Raw genomic sequence first — 21,606 nt, forward strand, 5'->3', positions numbered from 1 at the left:
GCTCGCTTTCGGCGTGGGGGAGAGGGTTGGGGTGAGGGGGGGGCGCTGTACCAACGAAAACAGGCGAGTAGCCTGAGTGGTTACTCGCCTGCGGAAAATTCCGACGTGCAAATGAACTTCGTCGGGAACCCAACGGTAGGTTGAATAATGGGCCGCTCGGTTCGAAGTGATGTTGCTTTCAATCAGCAACGAACGTGCCAAGCGTACAGTGCTTTGCGGTTTTTACGCATCTACCGTTTTTAACGATTGCGCTCACTAATCTCGGCTCACTGCATCGCTCATGGAGGCGTCGCAAACTGAGAGACGCCCTGCGCATTTTGAGACTACGTTGCGACGGAACGTACTCGGGGGCATGTGATCAGTGGGACCAATCCAGTCCGGTTAGCTTCATCAGGCGTTCTTCGAAGTTGCCGATCAAGCCGCCGACTAGCATCCAGTGTCCACGGCAGCGGAGTTCGATCTCGCCGTACTTGTTGATTCGCAAGATCGAATCGCCACAGACTCCGGCGTCGTGAAGCTCTTTGAAGTCTATTTCACCTTCATTTACCACGTCCAGCAGCGTTTTGCCGGTCAGTTCAATGAACGTTTGTTTCATCGGAGGCGCTCGCGAAATACGATCGATTGGTGGCTCGATCCCTGAGCAAACGGAACATCCCGATTGTAATTGGCGGATTCCGAAAGCGAGCCTCGAAAATCGATCATCCATGGGACGGGTTCCCGTGAGTCCAAGCCGCTCGGGGCCCACGTCCGCCCCCAGATATCCCGCCAATCACGCCGCTGGACTGGCTGCATCCGGCTGTTGAACGTCTGGCGACGTTTCCCCCTTGGGGGTGCTATTTCAACAGTCCCTGGACCGTTGGTCCCGTCACTCGGCCGGTAAAGTCCAATGCCGCCACTCGTCCGTCCTGGTCCAGGATCACCACGAACGGCATCGACACCAAACCGAACTGTGCCGCCACTGGATTGGCCACTCGCTGAGTCGCCGACGATTCGGCTCGGTAACTTGGGAAATCGATCGACGATTCGGCGATGAACTCTTTCAACGGTGCTCCCGCCGCGTCCAGGTTCATGCCCACGATCGCAACGTCGCTGGGGTACTGGGCCGCAATTTCGGACAGCATCGGAACGATCTGCAGCGACTCGGGAAAGCTGGTGGCCCAGAACGGCATCAGCACGATCTTGCCGCGGTAATCGGAAATCGCCAGTGGCGAATCGCCGACCGTGGGCAGCGCCGGATCAAAGATTCGTCCGACGACGTTTTTGCGAGCCTGCTTGGCACTGACCGCCAACTCGACCTCGCGGCCTGTCGCGGATTCAGGATCGGCGAACCGCCGACGCAGCACTTCATAGGTCGTGTCGACCAGTGCGGCCAAGTCCGAACCGCCAGGCTCGGCGATCGGCTCAGCCCCTTCGAACTCGAGTGCTGCCCCTGCCAAATACTGGACCGTCTGCAGATCAGCCGACTCATCGATCAGCGTTTCGACGGATTCTTTCCAAGCGTCGGCCGAAACTGACTGGCCAGCCAGAACTTGTTCTCGCAAAGTATCGATGTCATCGAACAGAACGTTGCCCGCCAACTGGGCAGCCATCTGAGCGATCGACACATCGGGGGAATCGGCGAACAGATCGATGATCGCATCGCGAACCCGCTTGGCTTCCAGGTCGTGACCATAGCTAGCCAGTTTGTCACGGGCCTCGCCCATCACCATCATCGCCGGCACGTCATCGGCCGCCGACGTCGACGCCAACGTGTCGACATAGTCCACGATTTGGGCAGCCGCGTCGGGGCTTCCGTTCTGCAGTCGCTCGATCGCGAACCCGATCAACACCAACCGGCTATCGGAAACCAGGCGGGGATCATTCGAGGTTAGATTCTGTTCGGCCAGTGTCTCCAGTTGCTCGGCCGACTTCAGATCGCCCAGAGCGGCTAGGTGCGACAGAGCCTGCAGTTGGCCACGGCTACCCTCCGACTTCATCGCTTCGGACACTGATTCGCCGGTCGCCAATCGGCGTGACGCTTCAAGCTTCATCCGCACGATCCGAAGCAACATCTCACGCGCCTCTGCGGGGTCCGTGATCCCCGACTGACCCGAGACGATCGTTTGCATGTCATGGTCGGCTCCGGCCAGGAACTCCACCAATTTTTCAGGCGACAAGTCGGCCTTCAAATCACGCTGAGGCATGCGGCGATCGGAGCCCGGGTCACTGTCGTCCAGCGTCATCGGAATGCCGCCCACCGCAGCGATCGGTTCCGCAGGCGGCTGACGAAGCAGCTCCATCGGCCGGTCAACCGGCGAATCCGACGCGGCCAGGTCTGCACTTGTCGGATCACGAACCACCGGCGCTCGACCAGGATCGGAGGGCATCGATTCGGGGCCTTCCGAAATCCGAGGAACCGCCGGCAGCATCTGGCCATCGGCGCCCAGATCAGCAGCAGTCCCAGCCAACGAATCGCCCGCGCCCGACTTGGGCGTGGCTGCATCCGTCGACGGCTCGGAAGCCGCATACGAGTCCGCCCCCGCCTCCGGTTGGGAAGTTGACGACGAACAACCACCAGCCGCCAAAGCGACCAACGACAAAGTCAGGCCACTGATCCACTTTTCCATTACCCAAGTCCCGTCAACGCAAGAACCAATTCAATCAAACCCCAATCATATCGCAGTCCGAATCGGCAGATAGGGAAGCGGAAAGATTGCGAGTAGGTAACTGAGAACCGCGGGCCCCCTCACCCCATCCCTCTCCCCCAGATCCCCATCGAAGCTCCACTTCGGTTGGGATCCGGGGGAGAGGGGGCAAAGGACGGTGGACCAAGGGAGCAATCGAGGGATCCACTGAACAACCGCAGTCCCAATTTTCTGGCCCCCTCTCCCCCGCGGTGAATGCGAGTTTTGCTCGCGTTTGGCGTGGGGGAGAGAGGGGGCGCGGGCTTGTGCTGCGTCTGGTTGGTGTGCCTTTCTGTCCTCTGCCGTGCCATCGATCTGCGGGAAGGCTTGCTTCGCGATCTTGCGACTGCTATTTCTCGTTGCTCGAATCGGCTTCGTTGGGGTTCGTCGCTGATCCGAGTTTGCCGCCGATGCTTAGCACTTCCAGTTCATCGGTCAGACGCGTTTCCAAATCCGCGTCACCGTCGAATCCGACGTGGACCGCTTCGATGATTCCGTCTTTGCCAATCAGGATCGTTTGCGGGATGGCGTCGACGACAAATCCGTCGGCGATCTTTCCTTCGGGGTCTAGAACGACGTTCAGTTTCAATTTCTGTTCCTTCAGAAACTCGATCACTTCTTCACGTTCTTGGCCGGTGTTGACCGCCACCATCACCACACCTTGGTCGGCAAACCGGTCGGTCACTTTTTTGATCACTGGCATGGCGGCCACGCAGGGTGTGCACCAGGTGGCCCAGAAGTCTAGGACGATCACACGACCTTTCAGACTCTGCGAATTGAAGTTTTTGCCTTCGCTGGTGATCGCTAGGAACCTGGGAGCGGTCTGCCCTAGCAACGGATGTTCTTTGGTGGCCCCTGCGATCGATTGGAAATAGTCGTCCAACGATTCGTACTGTGTCGCATCGTCGGCGGGGGTGAACGCAAACAGGGCGGCGTCGACGTCGCCAGACATTCGCCATGTCAAAAAGTCGTATCGCACTTGATACGAAAAGCCATCGGGGACATGCACCTGGTCCGACGCGATCAGCATCGGTGTCATGTCGATCAGCATGCGTAACGGACGCGGTGATTCTTCGTCGGTGACCCACAGTTCCCAAGTGACTCCGTCGGACTGTTCCCCGCGAACATGAACCGCGGGCACTTTGCCGCGAAACGGATTGCGGTCAATCAAGTCCAACGATTTCATGCCGGCGACCAGCGAAATGGTGGGATCGGCACCTGCCATCGTCAGTGACAAAAGCGGTTCCGGATACGGACCCATCGGAATCGGCAGATTGGTGATGGCGTCTTGGATCGAGATGACTTCGGGCATCCGAAAGTAGGCGTCGGGAGCCATCGCCGCGATAAAACTCTCGCCGTCACAATAGACTCGCGTGCGTTGTTCGGGCTGCTTCAAATAGACGGTGAACTGGTTCGGCACTCGCGATGCGATTTGAAACGTCGATGTCTCGCTGTTGACGGTTTCGCCGTTCAAGACCGAATCAGCCAGCATTTCGACGGTCGCGCGAGAAACGTCTGCTTTGGAAATCGATTCGAACAGTGGTTGCAGCACGGACTTCAAATCGCCCGACAACGACACTTCTGTTAGCCCGTCCCCGGTCGCTACGTCGCCCTGAACTTGATCCGGTACGGCGGCAGACGTTTCCTCTTGGCCGACTGCGGGACGGATGCTCCAGCAGAGGGCAAGCGATAGAACAGCGATCGTGAATCGGTACGACATGAGATTAGACGAATCCGTACGAGATGGATCGAGTTTCGATGAGTCTGACAGCAATGCGCAGCGTTACAGATCGTTGAATCGTACCGCGAGGTCAAAAAGGGGTGTTTGGTGCCAGGATGAAAAGGAGCGGTGAATTCCCCCCGAAAGAACCGCAATGCCATGATAAGAATTCGAGTCGGTCGTGGCTACAGTTGGCTGGTGGAGGCGCGAAGGGAGTTGCTGGATTTGGGGGTGCCCCCCCTCACCCCAGCCCTCTCCCCCGGATCTCCATCGAAGCGTTACTTCGATGGGGATTCGGGGGAGAGGGGGGCAAAGGGAAGAGCGATTGCAAATTGCAAATTGAACAATGCAAATTGGTTATTGGGGGAATGGTTGGTGATTTTCTGTGTACCGCCAATTTGTAATTCTGGCCCCCTCTCCCCCGCGTTGAATGCGAGTTTTGCTCGCATTTGGCGTGGGGGAGAGGGTTGGGGTGAGGGGCAACGCCGTTAAGGAAATTTTTCATGCTGCATTTGAGAGGTCCAGTGTAGCTTTGGCAAGCTTCTGTTGCTCTGCGGTGGCGAGTTCAATTGTGGGTGGGCCGGTCCGGGGTTCCTCTTTTCGGCGTGGGTAGTTGCGACTTTTCTTTTTACTTGCGCGGTCGTATGTATCCGTCAACGCACCGGCCAAGAGACTCCGAAGCGATTCGCCCCGCGCGGGTATCTCGTTGGGGCAGTGCAGGATGTTTTGCAATATTCGTAACACCATCGCGACGCTCGTTTGAGCCGCCGGTTCGATCCGATCGATTTGTTCGCGAAGCGCCAGTAACTGCGCCATCCAAAGACCGACAAGCGACCAGGTTAACTCGTGCTCGACGACATCCGGCGTTCGCCCGAGCAGTTTCGAACGACCGTAAGTTTGCTTTAAGGATCGGAATTGCACTTCGATTCCCCAGCGTTTTCGATAAATTTCCCCAGCACGCGAATCACTTAACTTGCGTGAGTTCAATTCGTTGGTGACGAGATAGACTTCGCCACGTCCGTCGTGAAAGCGAAGTAGCCGAAGGACCAACGGCGGCTGCTTGCGTTGCTGTTTTTCTTTCGGCCAGCAGTACACGATGCCATCACGTTCGCGAACCCGTCCAAGTTGCTTCAGGAAGCGACAATTGCTTCCGACACGCGTCAGGAAGTGATGGCCGTGGCTGTCGATCGCGTTCCAAAAGTCGTAGCCGACGAAACCAGCATCACCGCAGATGAGCGTGTTTTTCGGTAGGTCTAAAGCATTCAGCATTTCCAACAGATGGGCTCGTTCGCTGGAATAACTCGGTCCGATTTTCCATGCCCATGGCAATCGCTGTCCGACATGCCACAGTAGCGTAAGCCAGACTTGAGGACCGACGGGCTGCGGATTGTAGTTCTTCTTTTTGCTCACCGGTTTTCGTTTGTTGGCGTGTCGACCACGCTTGTTCTTCTTGTTCTTCTTGTTCTTCTTGTTCTTCTTCGATCCCCTTTTGTTCTTTGGCTTGCAGAACCGCTTCTCGTTGGCCAGGGTTCGGCAAGCATCCAAGCGGGAACCGTCGACGGCCAACACCAACCAAATCCCGATGCGAAAACTTGCTTGATCTGTCTTCTCCATCAAATGATGCATTCGTTGGACCAGTGGCGGAAGGATTTGCTCGGTGTACTTCTGCAGTGCAGTGATCAGCGTCTGATACGAATGAATCCCGGTCGTACCGAATAAGCTCTCGACACTTTTGATCGCGTCTTTGGTGGATTCGACGAGCAATGATTGACTACTCCAAACCCATAGAATTGCGACCTGCATCAAGTGAGTCGGCACCCAATTGGCATTGCCGTGAACACGAACCTTTGCGAATAATTGGTCGTTGGCGATCCAGCGAATCGCTTTGGCCAGCTGTTCACCTTGAGTCATTGATTGCTTCTGTTTCGAAGCAGCATCCTTGCCACTGTTACTCATAGCCAGGCTCCTTTTCTTTCGACGGTGTAGTCGAGGATTTTGGGGGGAGCCTGGCTTATTTCATTTATGGCCCTCCAAAAGCTATCCTGGTTACCTAATTCACTCGAAAAATTTCCTTAACGGCGTTGGGTGAGGGGGCGCGGGGAAGAACGATTGCAAATTGCAAATGGAACAATGCAAATTGGATATTGGGGCATGGTTGGTGGCTTTCTGCGTGCCGCCAATTTGCAATTTTGGGCCCCCCTCACCCCATCCCTCTCCCCCAGATCCGCATCGAAGCATTACTTCGATGGAGATCCGGGGGAGAGGGGGCAAAGGGAAGAGCGATTGCAAATTGAACAATGCAAATTTGTTATTGGGGGAATGGTTGGTGGTTTTATGTGTACCGCCAATTTGCAATTCTGGCCCCCTCACCCCATCCCTCTCCCCCGGATCCGCATCGAAGCATTACTTCGATGGAGATCCGGGGGAGAGGGGGCAAAGGAAGGCGGATCGAGGGAGCGACGGGACAATCGCAGTCCAACCTTCTGGCCCCCTCACGCCGGCCCTCTCCCGCAGATCCGCGTCGAAGCTTCACTTCGACTGAGATCCGGGGGAGAGGGGGCGCAGGAAGGCGAAGCGAGGTACTGACTGAACGACCGCAGCTCCGAACTTCTTGCCCCCTCTCCCCCGCGGTGAATGCGAGTTTTACTCGCGTTTGGCGTGGGGGAGAGGGTTGGGGTGAGGGGGCCAATGGAGACTCCGCAGCGCTGCGGTTTGGCGTCTTTAGGGCGTCTTCGATGCTCGTTTTAGCGTTCCGGGGATTTCGGTTTTTAGGTAACGCCAGTTCTTTAGGTACGACAATAGGTCGGACATTTGATCGACCGTGATGGATTGTTCGAACCCTTCTGGCATTAGCGAAATTCCTGGCGACGTCACTGTTTCGATATCGTCGCGTGAGATGACGGATCGTTCGCCACCTTTGAGTGCTAACGTCATTGCGTCGGCGGTTTCGTCGATCAACAGTCCGCTGATCACTCTTCCGTCGACGGTTAGCACGTTGTACTGCAAAAAGTTGGCGTCGATCGCGGCACCAGGGTCGAGGATCGAAACCAACAACACCTCCGGCGACTTGGTGCGACTGTCGCTGATGTCTGGGCCCACGTTGGTACCGACGGAGTCGATTCGGTGACATGCCGAACAGTGTTGTGCGAACAGTTTTTGACCGGCGCGTGCGTCCCCGTCTTGATTCGCGGCCAGCGCATAACGGCTGATGATTTTGAGACGATCGGGGTCGCTTTGGAACAGTGGTTCGGCGATGTCTCGAATCTGTTGATCGCGATGCTCGCACCACTTCTTGGCCGTCGCGGGATCGACGATCGATTTCGGCAATTGATCGTCCTGGATCTGTTTCAATAGCCATCGGATTTCGCTTGGCCGCGCGTCACAGGAAGCCATCACGGTTGCACGAACGTGGTGGGTCAGCGATTCCAGGTTGTCCAACAGAAACTCACGAGTCCAGTCTGGATCGGTGTCCCACATTCGATCGATCGCTGCGCCGCGGACGGTGGGGGCAGCTTCGTTTTCGACCAAGTCGGCCAGCCCATCCAGCGGCACATCCGCCTCGGTCGCGATTTGGATCGCACGGACGCGTGCGTCGTCGGGCAACGATGTGTCAAGCGACGCCGCAGCGATGCGGCGAAGCGAATCGGACCAGATGGATGCCACGGGCGTTGGTAAGTCAGCGATGAACTGGACCCACGTCTGATCCGATTTTGCACCCGCTGGTCGATGATGGCCGCGACGATATCCGCGTCGATGGGCATCGATCACGTCGATCGTCGTGACGATCGATTCGGTTGCGGAGGTTTGTGACGACGGAGCTTTCGAATCGGAAGATTGAGGGATGGCGGACACGATCGTGGCGGCCGTTTCCGCAGCGACCGTGGGCGAATGGATCGCTAGTCGTTGAATCAAATGATGGATCAATCTGGGGTCGGCAGGGGTGCCACCACTTGGCGATTTCAGCAGCTCTCGGGCAAGCGGTTCTAAGGCGTCTTTGTCTGTGGAACCGATCGCTGCGATCACCCAAGGGTCGACCGCCTTCGCCGCGATCGTTGCCAGCAGTCGAGCACGAATTTGAGTCGTCGCTTGAGAATCGGAATCTGTATCTGCAGCCAGCAGCATGGCCATGAATCGTTGGACCATCGGATCATCGTCGGCGGCAAATGCGTCGTTCGCTTCGTCGCTATCGTCAAGCCGAAACACTTTCGCGAAGGTGGCAAAGTCGCCGCACAGTTGGATACCGATCGATCGCAACCGAGCGTCGTTGGAAGTCGCCAGTGATCGCAGTTGTTCGACTTGGATTGCGTTTCGTCGGTTCAACAAGAACGCAGCCCTCGCTCGGGCCGCCGGTGAAGCGTCGCGGTTCTTGACCAACGCGGCCAACTGGCGAAGCGGTGGATGATCGGATTCCAACAAAAACTGCGAAGCCATTTCGCGTTGCCAGGGCGATGTGGCAGAAAGCCACCTGATCGCAGCGATGGAATCTTTGGGCGACAGTGATCGCGACGACGCAAGATGTTCTGACATAAATGGAGCGGCGTCACCGGTGGATTGTGCACCGGGGCTGACCTTCCAAATTCGGCCCAGATCGTTGCCGTCCCACTGGTCCGGTCGCCCTTTCAATTCTTCGGGCATCCAATCCGGGTGCTCGATCACCGCGCGTGCCATGTCGACCACAAACACGCTGTGGTTGGGGCCGGTTGCCAAGTCGACTGGACGGAACCAGGAATGCGACGATGCAACAAATTCGGATGGCGTGTCTTCGCGAGTCGCGTTCCAGACGCTGGATACGGTACCGTCGTCGGTGACGCGATCCAATCGTTGGCGTTGAACCAGATAGCCTGTGGGTTCGCAAACCAACAACCATTCGTGTTCGTCATCGATCCATCCCGGCGCCATCACCCCGCACGCCGCGCTGAATTGCCCCGCGTGCAGATTGCTGGTCGTCCATGCTTCGGCGATCGGCGCTACATGCGATGCTTCGCCTGCGAACGATACATCGGTGATCGCGTCGCGAACGGTCAGCAGCGGGTCACGTGCAGCGGCTAAGTCATCCAGCGACGCGAACATCGCCGGGTTGCGGTTGCTGCATCCGAAACGGCGGCCAAAGTCGTCGATGGTGATCCCGAATTGCGAGTTGCCCAACACGGACTGCCATTTTCCGCCATCGGGATCGAAACGAAAGTCGCGATCTCGCAGGTCCAACGGTTGGTCTCGCGATTCAAAGCGATCATCGACGGCGACGATCTTGCCACCTCGCAGCCCGCTGGCAACATAGATCCATCCATCGGGACCCAAGGTCGGGTGGTTGGCCCGCAGTTGTTCGTTGCCTTGTGCAAAGCCTTCGAACCACACGGATTTTTCATCCGCTACGTCGTCGCCATCGGTGTCTTGCAGCCACAAAATTTGGCCGGCCGCGGTCACGATCGCACCATCGCGGTACGGTTGGACGCCGGTGGCGAACAAAAGTCCGTCGGCAAACACCGTGGATCGATCGAACCGTCCATCCTGGTCATCGTCGTGTAAAATCTTGACGCGACCTGCGGGGCCATTTTGTGGGCCGGTTGGGTAGTCGGGCATTTCGACGACCCACAGTCGGCCGCGCCGATCCATTCGGACGGCGACCGGATCGATGACCAGCGGCTCGGTGGCGACAGCGTCGATGCGGTATCCATCACGGACTCGCAACGACTTGGCCGCGTCGGCGATCGGATAGGAATGCGGTGATCCGGATTGGCTGCTGGCGGCCGGGACGCTATCTGAATCTTCGGTGGCGGGTTCGTCCGCCGGGCATGTGGTGGCAGCGGCCATCGATACCAAGATCGCCAAACCGATCACCTTGGAGCTTGCCAACACCGGACGCATGAACTGGTGGGCTGATCGCCAAACGCGAAAGGAGGGTTGGCATCGATAAGACATCGGCATGATTGGTACCGTTGGAAAGGTGGGATGTTTGGCTTGGGTCGCCGATCCCGATGGAGGATCGGGAAGGCATTGATGACCGGTGCGCAGAGGGTTCGATATTCTAGACCAACCGTGGGCGCTGGATTGCGCTGGAACGCAGTGCGAGAACCAGGTTTGGCAGGAAAAACTAGATGCTGTCGGAGACGCTGGCGTGCTTGCTGCGAGGGGGGGGGAACAGCGACGTCAACACGGCGACTAGGACCACCGCGGCTGCGACGGGCGTCGGGGCAACGGCGAAACCAAAGATCCCCATCAATCCTAACCAGAATGCCGGATGGACAACGACCGGGACCACGAACCGTCGCAGCGGCCGAAGACACAGGATCAACCCGGTGATCGACGCCAGCGTCAGCAGATTGACCATCAAATTTCGTAACCCACGATCGCTGGTGGAAACGGTCTGAACCTTGGTGGGTTGGTTGACCAGCGAAAGTTGAGTGACCGTCGATGTTCGGTAGCCGTCATAGTGCCAGTCGTCAAAGTTGCGAGTCCCATCGAATGGTTGGTCTGGCAAATATCGATTGACGTATACCGCGACACGCTGGTCCAGCAATCGCCACTGCATGGAAATTTCTTTCGACCGTTTGGCATCCAGCATTCCGGGGGTCACTGCGGACCCGGCTAGCGAATCGTCGCTGGCAATCGCGGCTGCCTTGGAATCGCGGGTTTGATCCTCGGCGGCGTCTTCTTTCGGATTGGCTCCGTTCTTGGACACGCTATCGGGCGAGTCGTCCGTGATGCTAAAGTCGACGGTGTGGCCAGCGGAAGCGGCTAGTTTGCGATACCGCAAAATCCAAGGTGACAACCAAGCGGCGACTTCTTCGGAGGGGCGTTCGGCGATGCTATCGACCGCGTGCTCGACCGACTCGACGACGGACCGTGCCAACGATACTGATCGCCGTCTTTGTTGGGGGGACATGTGATCCGACGCTGCGACGGGATTCCCGTGAAATGGAAATCCGCTCGGAAGATTCTCGACTGGTTCGTAGACAGTCAACCAGCTTTGCGTCACCGGAATGTCGACCAACTGGGCAATGTATTTTCCTCGTTTGCCAATGTCCGCGGGAACGCGGAAAAGCAATTCGACGGTTTGGGACATACGGCTGAGCGCCAACGGCATCCGAACCACTTTGGATTCGTCATCGGGGCCGCGGCGGGCGTCTTCTTCCAATTCGACAACGACCGGTTGTCCGCCGCTCCACCCACCCAAACACTTGGCGGCCGCTGGCACCCGGATTCGGATCGATTCGAGTCCACCGGGGAAAAAGTCCCAGTGCGACATCACCAACAGTCCGTCGGACTGCGCAAAGGCTTGATTGTCCTGGGTCAGGGCGACGGCGTCGGAGTGGATTGTCGGTAGCGGAGCTAGGTCGATCGACCAGGCGGGGCTGGCGGCTAGATAGGTTGATCTTGGCTCGGTTCTGGACAGCACGTCTCGCCAAATCATCGGCAATTCGACGGCTTCGACCACACTGGTCCGCCACTGGATCGATTCGTTGGTCAGCCGATCGGGGACGCTAATGTGGACGCGTCGCTCGCCGAACCCGAGTACCCGAACGTTGGGCACGCCTACACGTCCGGCGTCGGAATTTTGCAGGTTCCCAACGATCGTCAAATGTTGATCGGGCAGTTCGGCTGCGTCGCATCGAATGCGGATGATTTGATTGCTGCTGTCGGTCGCTGGTTGGCGCGACCATGACGTGGTGGGCGAAACTTCTAGGCCTTCGCACCATCGTGTGGGGACTTCGACATCGATGAAGTCCGGAAAACGTTTGGAATCAAATTTGATGTGAGTTTCCATGCGCCAGCGGCCGTCGACGCGAGCCAACGAGACCAGTTGGCGACAATCGAATCGAGTCCTGCGAGGTCGCACATGGAATTGGCCACCGAGATGTTGCAGCATCGATCCGGCATCCGCGATGGTCCATGTCGAAACGGGGATCCAGCCCTGAGCCAACGACTTGGCACTTGGTTGCGGGGTCGGAGTTTCGGCGGTGAGGGGGACCGGGCGAACGACGCGAAGCTCGGCTGAACCGTCGCGGGAAATCGAGTAGGTCTCGGTGATCTCCGCCGCCGGCGTCAACTGAAATCGAGGCGGGTTGAACATCCGATTGGGCGGAAGCGATTCAACGGCCAAGGCATGGACGGCGACCGGTTCATGCGGACTGAAATCACCCAACAAAAACTCCAGCACGGCGCCGGATCGGGTCGCGGAACTTTCTTGTTGGACTCCGTTGACCGAAAGGTTGACCAGTTCCATCGAGCTTGGCACCGCCAATCGCAATCGGTTCGTGCTGGCGTCCCCTGGGACAACCGTCGCATCGAACTGCAATTCCAATCGATCCGGCAACACATGCAAATGGTGCCGTTGTTGAACTTGAGTGCCGCTGACGGGAACGTCTTGGAAGGTTAACGACGGAACCGATCCGGTTGCGACCAGGGCGCGGTCGATCAGCCCGCGGTAACCCGACCATGCCGCCATGAACTGATCCACCGACAGCGGTTCCGACGGATTGTCCGCCATGGGGATGAAGTTCAGCGAACGGTCCCAATGGAACGCAACCCAGGCGGGTGCGTTTTCGCCCAACGCCGCTGCGATCACTTCGGGCAATACAATCGCATGGTTGTCGTCTTCGTCTAGCGGGGCCCCGGATTCGCTAACACCCGACCGGTCGTCCGTCGGCTGCGATGATGCGAGTCCGTTTGGATCCTGGTCACTGAAAATTCGTGGACGTGACCATAGCAATCGAATCGGGCCGGGCGCGTCGCGGTGCGCTACCACCGTCACCAGTCGCCGTGCGGCGCTGTACAGTTCGGTGCCCGCCAATCGCCAGTTCGGCGATGTCACCAGTGGCATTTCGGCATCACGGATGACGAACTGAAACGTTTCGCCTGCCGCGATCGCGGTTGGTGGATCGACTTCGCATTCGATGACGGTGCGCAGTTTGCCAGCGTTGATCCAGTACCGGCGACGCAGCGGTTGCGGGGTCAGCAGGGTGCTGTTGCCGGATACGCGATACTCGATTTCAAGTGCGTCCGCGGGGCCAAGTTCGGTCGTCCAGCGGCGCAGATCGGTTTCGGGCAACAGCCTGCCCTGGGGGCCACCGACACGCAAGGCCGCGATGTTGTCTTCGGCTTCGATGGTCAACCGAGTCGACGCGACGGGAGGAATCGTCAGCAGCAGTTTGCGCCAAGGCGTTGCCGGTGATGTGGTGCCCGCCATCGTGACCCGAAGACGAAACACATTTCCGCGTGGCAGCGACGCAATCAATTTGCCCGCGTCGTCAGCGGTAAAGCGGATGATGCGGTCCACCTCTTCGACCAATTCGACTCGCCGGACCGACGTGAACGAAATGGGGAAATGGACTTGATTGCTGCCGCGATCGCCATCGACCAAATGGATCGTGTATTCGGCTTCGACGGTGTACTCCGCCATCGCAGGTTCACGATTTTCGGTGGCCGCCACCGGTGTCGCCGAATCGATTCGGACCCGATAGTCGGCCGACTGAAAGTACGGTGTCTGAACGGGCGCCAAGGTTTCAGGGGCGAACAGCAGCGTGTGGGCGTTGCCGGGGATGTAAACAATTTCGCTGCTGATCGATCCATCGTCTTTGACCGGGACCAAGACGCCGACCGATTGTCCCGGCGGACCGTTCTGGGTTGCCAGCGAAGACCGCTGGATCGCGGTGGGCGGCAAGGACGGGCTGCGTCCATTGCCCGTACCCGATTCGGTCGCCGTCTTTCCGTTGGTCTGGGAACCGTTGCTGGTCGATCCGTTTTTCTTCGCCGCCGAATCCGATGCTGCGCCATTCGTTCGAGGTGTGTTGGTCGTCCCGCTGTCTTGGCCAAACACCAATCCCTGAGACAAGATCCAAGACCCAGAAATGAACATGCCTAGCAGAATCGAGCGCACGATCGCGGCCCATGAAATCTCCTGCGACGCGTCCCCACGTCCGCCCGACGAAGTTTTGTCGTAGGAATCTTTGTCCAAACGGCTGCCGCGATCCGTCCACGCTCGTGACGTCGTCAGCATCGCAGCGGCGATTGCCGGGACGATCAGCCACCCGATCACAGCAAGTTTCCAAGGCCACCACAGCAGCGTTAACGAAGTCATCACCGCGACCATCACGGCGACGATCAAGGGAGAACGAATCGAGATCCACCATCCGGCTGCGAAGACCGCTAGTGAGATCAACCAACCGATCGCTAGGGCGACATTGCGACGAATCAAGATCACCGTGTCGCCGGGCATCAGGTCGATCGTATCGTCGACTAACGAATCATCGTACAACGCAGCACCCATCACCGGTTCAGGGCGATTTCGCAATAACGCCGTCGGCGAAAAAGTATCGGCCGAAGGAACCAGGTGATAGTCGCTCTTCAGCACGATGGCGGATATGCCGATCGATGGAATTTGACAGTGACGCATCCAGTGGGACCCATACTGGGTGCGGTTCCAAACGACTTCGATGGTTTCAACTTCGTCTGTTGAACTGGGGGAAGTGTGTCCCCGTCGCGCCGGCGGAAGTTCGATCGGACGCTGCGGGATCGACAGCAGATTGATGGGTTCGCCGTTGCGATGAATCGATGCCAGTTGCATGTTGGGATCGTATTGAATCTGCAACGTTGACGTGGACGAAACCAAGTAGGTGGCTTCGATGCGATCGGTGCCGCGGCTGGACGCGATCACCCGAACCGATTCACGCCAAACCAAGTTCACGCTGCCGTCATCATCGGACAGTGCCAGCACGATTGACGGCTGTTCCACTGCGTCGTATCGCAAACGTTGATGGACAACGGATGGCTCCCGAACACGGCGGTCGGGCGAGGACGTGTCGATGTCCGCGGCCGGGTTGTCGGTGGTCGATTCGTCGGACTGACGCTTGGCGGTTTCGCCCGCGGTGCGATCACCCGATCCGCTTTCGTCGTCCACGATGTTGGGTTGGCCAGACGACGATGGTGTGGGGATGACCGGAACCAGTTGGACCGACGAACTCTTTTGGTGGACTTGCAAGCCACTTTCGATCAGCACTTCGCTACGCTGCGAAGCCGCACCCGGGACGCTGGGCAGTTGTAGGTTGGTGGGCTTCTTCATCGGGTATCGGCGACGGGCGATCAGCCGGCGGCCGCGGAGGTTCAATTCCGAAACATCGATCGTGTAAACACCCTCTTGATGCCGGTCCGGCAAATCGGATTCGCCATTGACTGTGTCGACGGTGATTGATTCGGCGCTGGCTGAATCGACGCCACCTGAATCGACGCCGCCTGAATCGACGCTGGGCAAATCTGGATTGCTGTTGTTGGTTGTCACCGGTGGCTGGGGCGGGCCAAGGGTGGCGATCGGGTCACCACCCAACTGGACATCCGACGGTGGCAGGCTGGTGCTGGGGATCCCGTCTTCGCCCTTCAAGGCCCAGTGGTACATCGGTCGTCCACCGGCAGGACCGGTCTGGACCAAAATCTGTTCCAGCGTCTGGCCGGCCGATTCGACATCGATCGTCAGTTCCTCCACCACTTCGTCACCGTCACGGCTCATCCGCAACAGCGTCGAGACATTGAACGACACACTGGGCGTTTCCAACAGAACTTCGGGGGTGCGCCCGGTTTGGGAGGCAAAGTACAGAGTCGGTCGCTCGCCCCCGCTCAAAAACGCCAACGGTTTCTTGGCCAGATCGGCGGCGCGAATTCGATCGCGTTTCAGCGCCGCTTCCCCGCTCCAGTTCAAGTTGTCGGGCGACACAATCGATGCAAAGAAATTGCCGCGGACATCTTCCAGGCGAGCGAACCAGGCCGAGGGGACTTCTAGCCCGGCGGATCCGTTGGGCAGCACCCGGGTTCCGGTAATGTCAATCGTCAATTGCGCCGGCGTGTCTTTGGACGCGGGGGAAACGTCGTCGGATTCGGGCCAAATGACCAACGCATTGTTGGCGTCGCTGGTGTGCAGTGATTCGATCGACCTTTGCGAATGAGCCAATGTTAGGCTGTCGATCGAAAAATCGTCTTGGATCTTCAGCCGCACGGGTGCCAGTCGAGTCGCGTCGACCGCGATGGTGATGCGAGCCTTGGCGATCAAGGCACTCTTTTGAACTTCCAAACGCAACCATGTTTCGCTGGTTTGAAGCTGCGGTTGCTGTGCAAATCGAACCGCCGACCAGGCTGTTGCAAGATCGCCTTGGAGCGTCGACGAGAGATGATCGACCGGTGGTCCCGATGCGGCGCACAAATGAATGCCATCGACCCACTGCGGTTCGGATTGGTTCCAGTGCGGCGGCAGATTCCAGTCGACTAGTTCCAACGGCGCCGCGACAGCCAACTGGACCTCATCGACGGCCGATGCATTGATGATCCTGTCGCCTACCCAGCGTGCGATCGGTAGCTGACACCAATCATCCCAAAACGATTGGCCGGTGATCGTGATGGTCGTAGCGGCGGCTTGTGGGTTGATCGAACCGGACGGCAGATCGACTGTGATTTCGTGTTCTCGTTGCCCGCGGCGTTTGACATCGAACGGGACTTCCAAAGCGTTGATCTTGATCGACACCACGGTCGCGTCGAACACGCGCAACTTGGGCAGCGGTTGATCGACGGGCAATTGCACCGACATCCGTTGGATCCACTGCAACCCCGATGGTTCGACATCGTATTGGATAAGCGAACGGCGAACGATCAGCGGTGATTCGACGTTGGGTGCTTCTCGTGGGCTGGTGCGAATCCGAACCGTCGATAGTCCGCCGGCATCGATTGAATACCAGCGTGCGTCGGAATCTTTCGCGTTCTCGCCTGCATCGGCTGGCGGGCCGGGGCGAGTCCGCAGGACTCCGTCGAGTGCCTGGATTTCGAGATCCGGCGGGGCAGCCAAGACGATCCGCGTTTGCGGCGTGCGTGGCAGTCGAATCAGAAACTCGTTGCCATTGCCATAATCGCGGCCGTGCAGTTGCCATCCAAATTCAATGCGAGTTTGTCGGGATGCACCTCCTTGGAAAACTGCGACCAAGTTTCCATCGGGACCCGATTCTAGACGTGGCAGTTCGGATGATGCTGCATCGATTGATCGAGTCGACGATGGATCGATCGCCAAATTGACCCGACCGAGCGAACGGCGGACCACGGCATCACGGTCGGATTCAAGATCCAAGAGACTGCGTTTGCTGACCAGCGTATCGCCGATGAGTTCCACCCAATACTCGCTGCCTCGCAACCGGCTGGCTTGGTCATCGGTGGCCCGATCGGTGAGCCGTTTGACAGCCGTGCCGAGTCGTTCCATCGATACCGGGCGATAGGTGTCGGGGATCAATTCAACCATCTGGGACTCGAAAATCCCGATCGGATACAGCGGCCGCCCATCAGGAAGCGCAGGCGGCAGTTTTAGCTGCAACTTGGGCGCGGCCGGCAAGGCGTTTGGAACCTCGGCCGCTTGCATCGATGTGTCGCTGTCGGGGTCCTCGGTTGACTTCGAAACTTCTGACGCAGCAGCATCGTCGGCCGTCGGCGAATCGCCCGGTTTGGAAGATTCGTCGGGTTTGGAAGAATCGTCGGGTTGCGGCGAATCTGCGGCGGACATCGACTGGTCGGATGCCGGCGGGAAGTCCTGCGATTTCTTATCGGGATCGACCGTGGGCGATGATTCATCGGTGGCATCCGCCGACGCTTCTTCGGCGTCCTGCTTGGGGGCGGCAGTCGACGATGTCGGCGGCTGGGGTGTCGCGGCTGACAAGGTTGACATACTGGCCAACACGATCCAGGCGAGCCCGACGATCCGGCAGCACAGCGACATCACTGCGATCCCTCCGGCGTGGGTGCCATCGCTTGGGTTGTCGCCAGACTGACGCTTTCAGGTTTGCTTGCTTGAATCGATCGTGTGGATGGTGTGGTGCGTCCATCGACGGACGTGGACGAGAACACTCGCCCGCCACCCGATGGCGTGACCAAAACGCGGATCGAGATCATTGCGATCACTAGCACCAACGCGATCATTCCCAATTGACCGGCCAACACAGCAGCGTCGGGGGCGATCGCCAACAGTCCGGCAAACAGCACCGCGACGACGATGGCGGTCATCGGATGCCGTGATCGCGGGATGTGGGTCAACAAGATCGCTAGCAGCAATACAAACGATCCAACGCAAATCCACAGAACGGTCCTCGAAACAACGACGACTTCGAATGATGGCAGATCTGATCCGACATACAGGTAGCGGTTCTCGGACGCGGGCGGGTCGCCTGCGGAGATGTCGCCGCCGATCATTGCGTTCAGCGCCGCATCGGTATGGCTGGATTCACGATAGAGTTTCCAACCATCAAATCGCCACGCCATCGATCGACCGACGGTGGGGGATGCCCAAACGACATGTCCGTCGTTGGGAGCGATGATTCGCCAGAACACTCGCCCTACCCCGGCCGGCAATTTCAACAGCGGAGTGATCACCGCATAGGAGGGATTGGTCGGCATCGATATCCAGACTCGCAAATCCACCACATGGCTGCTGCGATCCCCTGCCAAGGGAACGATCAGTGCGTTTTCTTGTCTTTGAACCGGAACGCGTTCGTTGTCGATCAAGGCTTCGACGCTGACATCGGGAGTCCCGGGGGGCAGGCCGACTTGGAAGTAATCGCCACCTTGGATGCGTGCGATGACCTGTTCTTGGCGTGTCGATCGACCCACAACGGTCCGAATCAACGCTTGCCGAATCGTGATCTCCTCTGTCGCCGCGACGCGCGAGTTCAGCCGCAACCGCAACGGGTCGCGCGGCAGCGTGTCCAGTTCCAACATCGTTGTCGGCGGCGAATCGGTCGAAGTCAAATCAAAGGGTTGGTTCCCCCGCAAATTGACTCGCACGGTTCCGCGGACCGTGACGTCGGCAATGTTCGGACGTGGCATGGACACCAGTTCGGTCGCACGCAGGTTGTTGACCGATCGACGGTTTTGGGAATGCCGCCAACGGATCGCCATGGTACCGCTGGCCAGACGTTCGGAAATCAATTCGTATCGATCATCGTCCAAAGGTCGTAGTGTGGCCGGGACACCGTCCACCGTGACGACCCAGGGTTCGTCCGCGTCGGGATCGGATCCGTCAAAACGATCTGCCCCGGTCGCGATGGTAGGGGTGGGCGCCGAAACGTTCCCCGCGGTGTCGGTCGATCGTTCGTTGGTAGCGGCGGCCGCCGCGGCCGGGCTTGGGATTCGGATCGGCAACCGGCCTTCCAAATCCAACGGGGATGTAACGATCCAATCGACCGTCGATCGCAACTGGTCGCCATCCAATTCGACGGTCGCATCGCTGGAAAGAGTGATTCGTGGTGGTTGATCGACCAGCACTCCGACTAGCCGTGACGGTTCGTCCGGATTCAGCATGCGGAAAGTGCTGATGGACGACGCCCCGACGTTTTCGCTTCGTGTCGATGCGACGCGGGTCAATCCTTGGGACGCGGCCAGATCAATGACCAATAGCGTGCGACCGCTGCTGGTCAGGTTCAGCGACGAACTTTGGATCAGGACGTTGTCGTCGGTCGCGACCACACGTGGAATCGCAAAATCAATCGCTGTTTGGTTGTCGGCAAAGGAACGTTGGGCGCGAATCCGGATGGCTGTGGTGTCATCGATGGCGGCCGGGTTGAAGTCGATGACCCGCAGGCTATCGGACCGAAACGATTCCAGTGGTTCGCCGGTTTCGATGTTTTCGATCGAGCTGATTTTCCAATCGGACTCTTCCAGTTGCAGCCTTCCGTCACTGGCCTGTCCGGTGGCTTGAACGTCCATCACCAAGGATGCCACGGAATCGCGGATGGTCAGTTCGGATGCACTGGTCAATCGGACTTGGCGTTCTTTGGCAGACAACCAAACTGGCAGTGCGAACGATGCGCGGTCGAATCGGAAACGGTACAGTCGTCCCGACAGCCCTTCGTCGGGTGTCTCACTGGGCTCGCTGCGAACCCATGGGCGGGTTCGCCAACGCAATCGGTAGTCGCCGCCTGTTCGGATCGACACTTCGCCTTGATGGCGAAGCGATCCAACCACTTCGACGACTCGGAAGTCCAATGGCGAGGATGCCGATGTATTGTCGGCCGCCAACTGCAGATCAAAATTCAGATCGATGCGTTGTTGACGTTCTTCGTCAGGGATCGTGATGGTGCGGATCTCGCCCAGTTGGGCCAAACTGTCCTCTGCTGACCGGATGCCTGCTGCCCTGGCGGCTGGGCCTGGTTTGGGTTTGGGGGAACCACGATTGGCGTTGATCGAACCGCCGTCGGCAACTTCGTCACCGCGATCGGCAGGTGGATCGGGGTAACCCAATTCGATCGTCTGCCCACGCAATCCCAAACGCGGAGTATCCAGTACGACGGAACCCGGTGGCAGACGAAGTTGGAACCCATCGATCGATCCCTTGGCATTCCGGACGGTCAACCGAACCGATACGTGAGGTTGGTCTTGCGGGGAATCCCAGCGAGCTTCGATGCGGCTTTCCACTTCTAGCAGCGGAAGATCTTGAGTCGATCGGGATAGCCTGCCCCAACGCACCGAAAAATTACCGCCACCGCTTTCGATTGCAAGTTCAGTGAATGCACCCGGACGCGGTGATGCGGTCAACGTTTCGTCGCCGCGGCCCACCACTTCACCGTCAACGTCGGCTGCGTCGATGGTCAGTCGGACTTGGGACGGAACATCGGGCAATCGGAAATCCATCGAACGCATCGAATGCGATTGAACCTGCGATGACATCCGCAGACGTACCATCGCGTCGCTGACCGCCGCGGTTTTGACCGACAATACATAATCGGACGATGCCGGGTCGAAGGTCATCGAGTATTCGTCGATGCCGCTGACGTCCGGCGGAGCCAGGCTATGAAAGTTTTCCATTCGCAGCGGGATTTTGACCCATCGGCCGCCCGTCGAATCGATGGACAGTTTCAACACCACTTCCATCTCGGCTCGCCCGCCTTCGGTCGCGCCGGTGATCGACAAGGATTGATAACTGAACGATTGCTGGCGACCGTCGGTGGACGATTCCAGGTTCATGCGTCGTTCGTATTCTTCCCACGTCACCCGCGGCATCATCACCTTGCTTCCGGCTTCGCTTAGAAACATGAAAGCTTGGATCGGTAGCTGGCCGTCGTCCTGGTCGGAAAACGTTTCGTTCGGGGGCAACGTGCCGGGCGGCTGTGCGATCGCCGATCTGATCAAGGCGTTGGGGGTGGCCACCGAGATCACGGTTGCCAATAAGCATGCAACCATGACAGCCCACGATGGCTTTACGATTCGCGA

The 21,606-nt window shown here is 58.5% G+C and carries 7 protein-coding genes; all 7 read right to left on the reverse strand.

Annotated features, from left to right (window positions below; translation table 11 throughout):
• Positions 1-358: 358 nt before the first annotated feature.
• The gene (locus K227x_RS09025) at positions 359-595 is read right to left on the reverse strand and encodes a hypothetical protein (RefSeq protein ID WP_145169211.1); all 237 of its coding nucleotides are present in this window, start codon (positions 593-595) and stop codon (positions 359-361) included.
• Between the two features lie 238 nt (positions 596-833).
• Positions 834-2,606: a TlpA family protein disulfide reductase gene (locus tag K227x_RS09030; RefSeq protein WP_145169212.1), complete on the reverse strand. Its 1,773-nt coding sequence runs from the start codon at positions 2,604-2,606 to the stop codon at positions 834-836.
• A 406-nt stretch (positions 2,607-3,012) separates the two neighbouring features.
• Positions 3,013-4,383, reverse strand: coding sequence for a redoxin family protein (locus K227x_RS09035; RefSeq protein ID WP_145169213.1), 1,371 nt, complete (start codon positions 4,381-4,383; stop codon positions 3,013-3,015).
• A gap of 501 nt (positions 4,384-4,884) precedes the next feature.
• Positions 4,885-6,339 carry an IS4 family transposase gene (locus tag K227x_RS09040; RefSeq protein ID WP_145169210.1) on the reverse strand — a complete coding sequence of 485 codons (1,455 nt, stop codon included), beginning with the start codon at positions 6,337-6,339 and terminating at the stop codon, positions 4,885-4,887.
• A gap of 765 nt (positions 6,340-7,104) precedes the next feature.
• Positions 7,105-10,308, reverse strand: a complete 3,204-nt coding sequence (locus K227x_RS09045) for a PVC-type heme-binding CxxCH protein (protein ID WP_145169214.1) — start codon at positions 10,306-10,308, stop codon at positions 7,105-7,107.
• Between the two features lie 166 nt (positions 10,309-10,474).
• A complete protein-coding gene (locus K227x_RS09050; RefSeq protein ID WP_145169215.1) occupies positions 10,475-18,121 on the reverse strand; it encodes a hypothetical protein in 7,647 nt (2,548 codons plus the stop codon).
• Positions 18,121-21,576: a hypothetical protein gene (locus tag K227x_RS09055; RefSeq protein WP_145169216.1), complete on the reverse strand. Its 3,456-nt coding sequence runs from the start codon at positions 21,574-21,576 to the stop codon at positions 18,121-18,123. The genes K227x_RS09050 and K227x_RS09055 overlap by 1 nt, the downstream gene beginning before the upstream one ends.
• Between the last annotated feature and the right edge of the window lie 30 nt (positions 21,577-21,606).

Source organism: Rubripirellula lacrimiformis, from assembly GCF_007741535.1.
Lineage (GTDB): Bacteria > Planctomycetota > Planctomycetia > Pirellulales > Pirellulaceae > Rubripirellula > Rubripirellula lacrimiformis.

Bases quoted from the DNA above. Each gene is read 5' to 3' on its own strand.
- K227x_RS09035 (WP_145169213.1), bottom strand. From the start codon at position 4,383: ATGTCGTACCGATTCACGATCGCTGTTCTATCGCTTGCCCTCTGCTGG.
- K227x_RS09055 (WP_145169216.1), bottom strand. From the start codon at position 21,576: ATGGTTGCATGCTTATTGGCAACCGTGATCTCGGTGGCCACCCCCAAC.
- K227x_RS09025 (WP_145169211.1), bottom strand. From the start codon at position 595: ATGAAACAAACGTTCATTGAACTGACCGGCAAAACGCTGCTGGACGTG.
- K227x_RS09045 (WP_145169214.1), bottom strand. From the start codon at position 10,308: ATGCCGATGTCTTATCGATGCCAACCCTCCTTTCGCGTTTGGCGATCA.
- K227x_RS09040 (WP_145169210.1), bottom strand. From the start codon at position 6,339: ATGAGTAACAGTGGCAAGGATGCTGCTTCGAAACAGAAGCAATCAATG.
- K227x_RS09030 (WP_145169212.1), bottom strand. From the start codon at position 2,606: ATGGAAAAGTGGATCAGTGGCCTGACTTTGTCGTTGGTCGCTTTGGCG.
- K227x_RS09050 (WP_145169215.1), bottom strand. From the start codon at position 18,121: ATGTCGCTGTGCTGCCGGATCGTCGGGCTCGCCTGGATCGTGTTGGCC.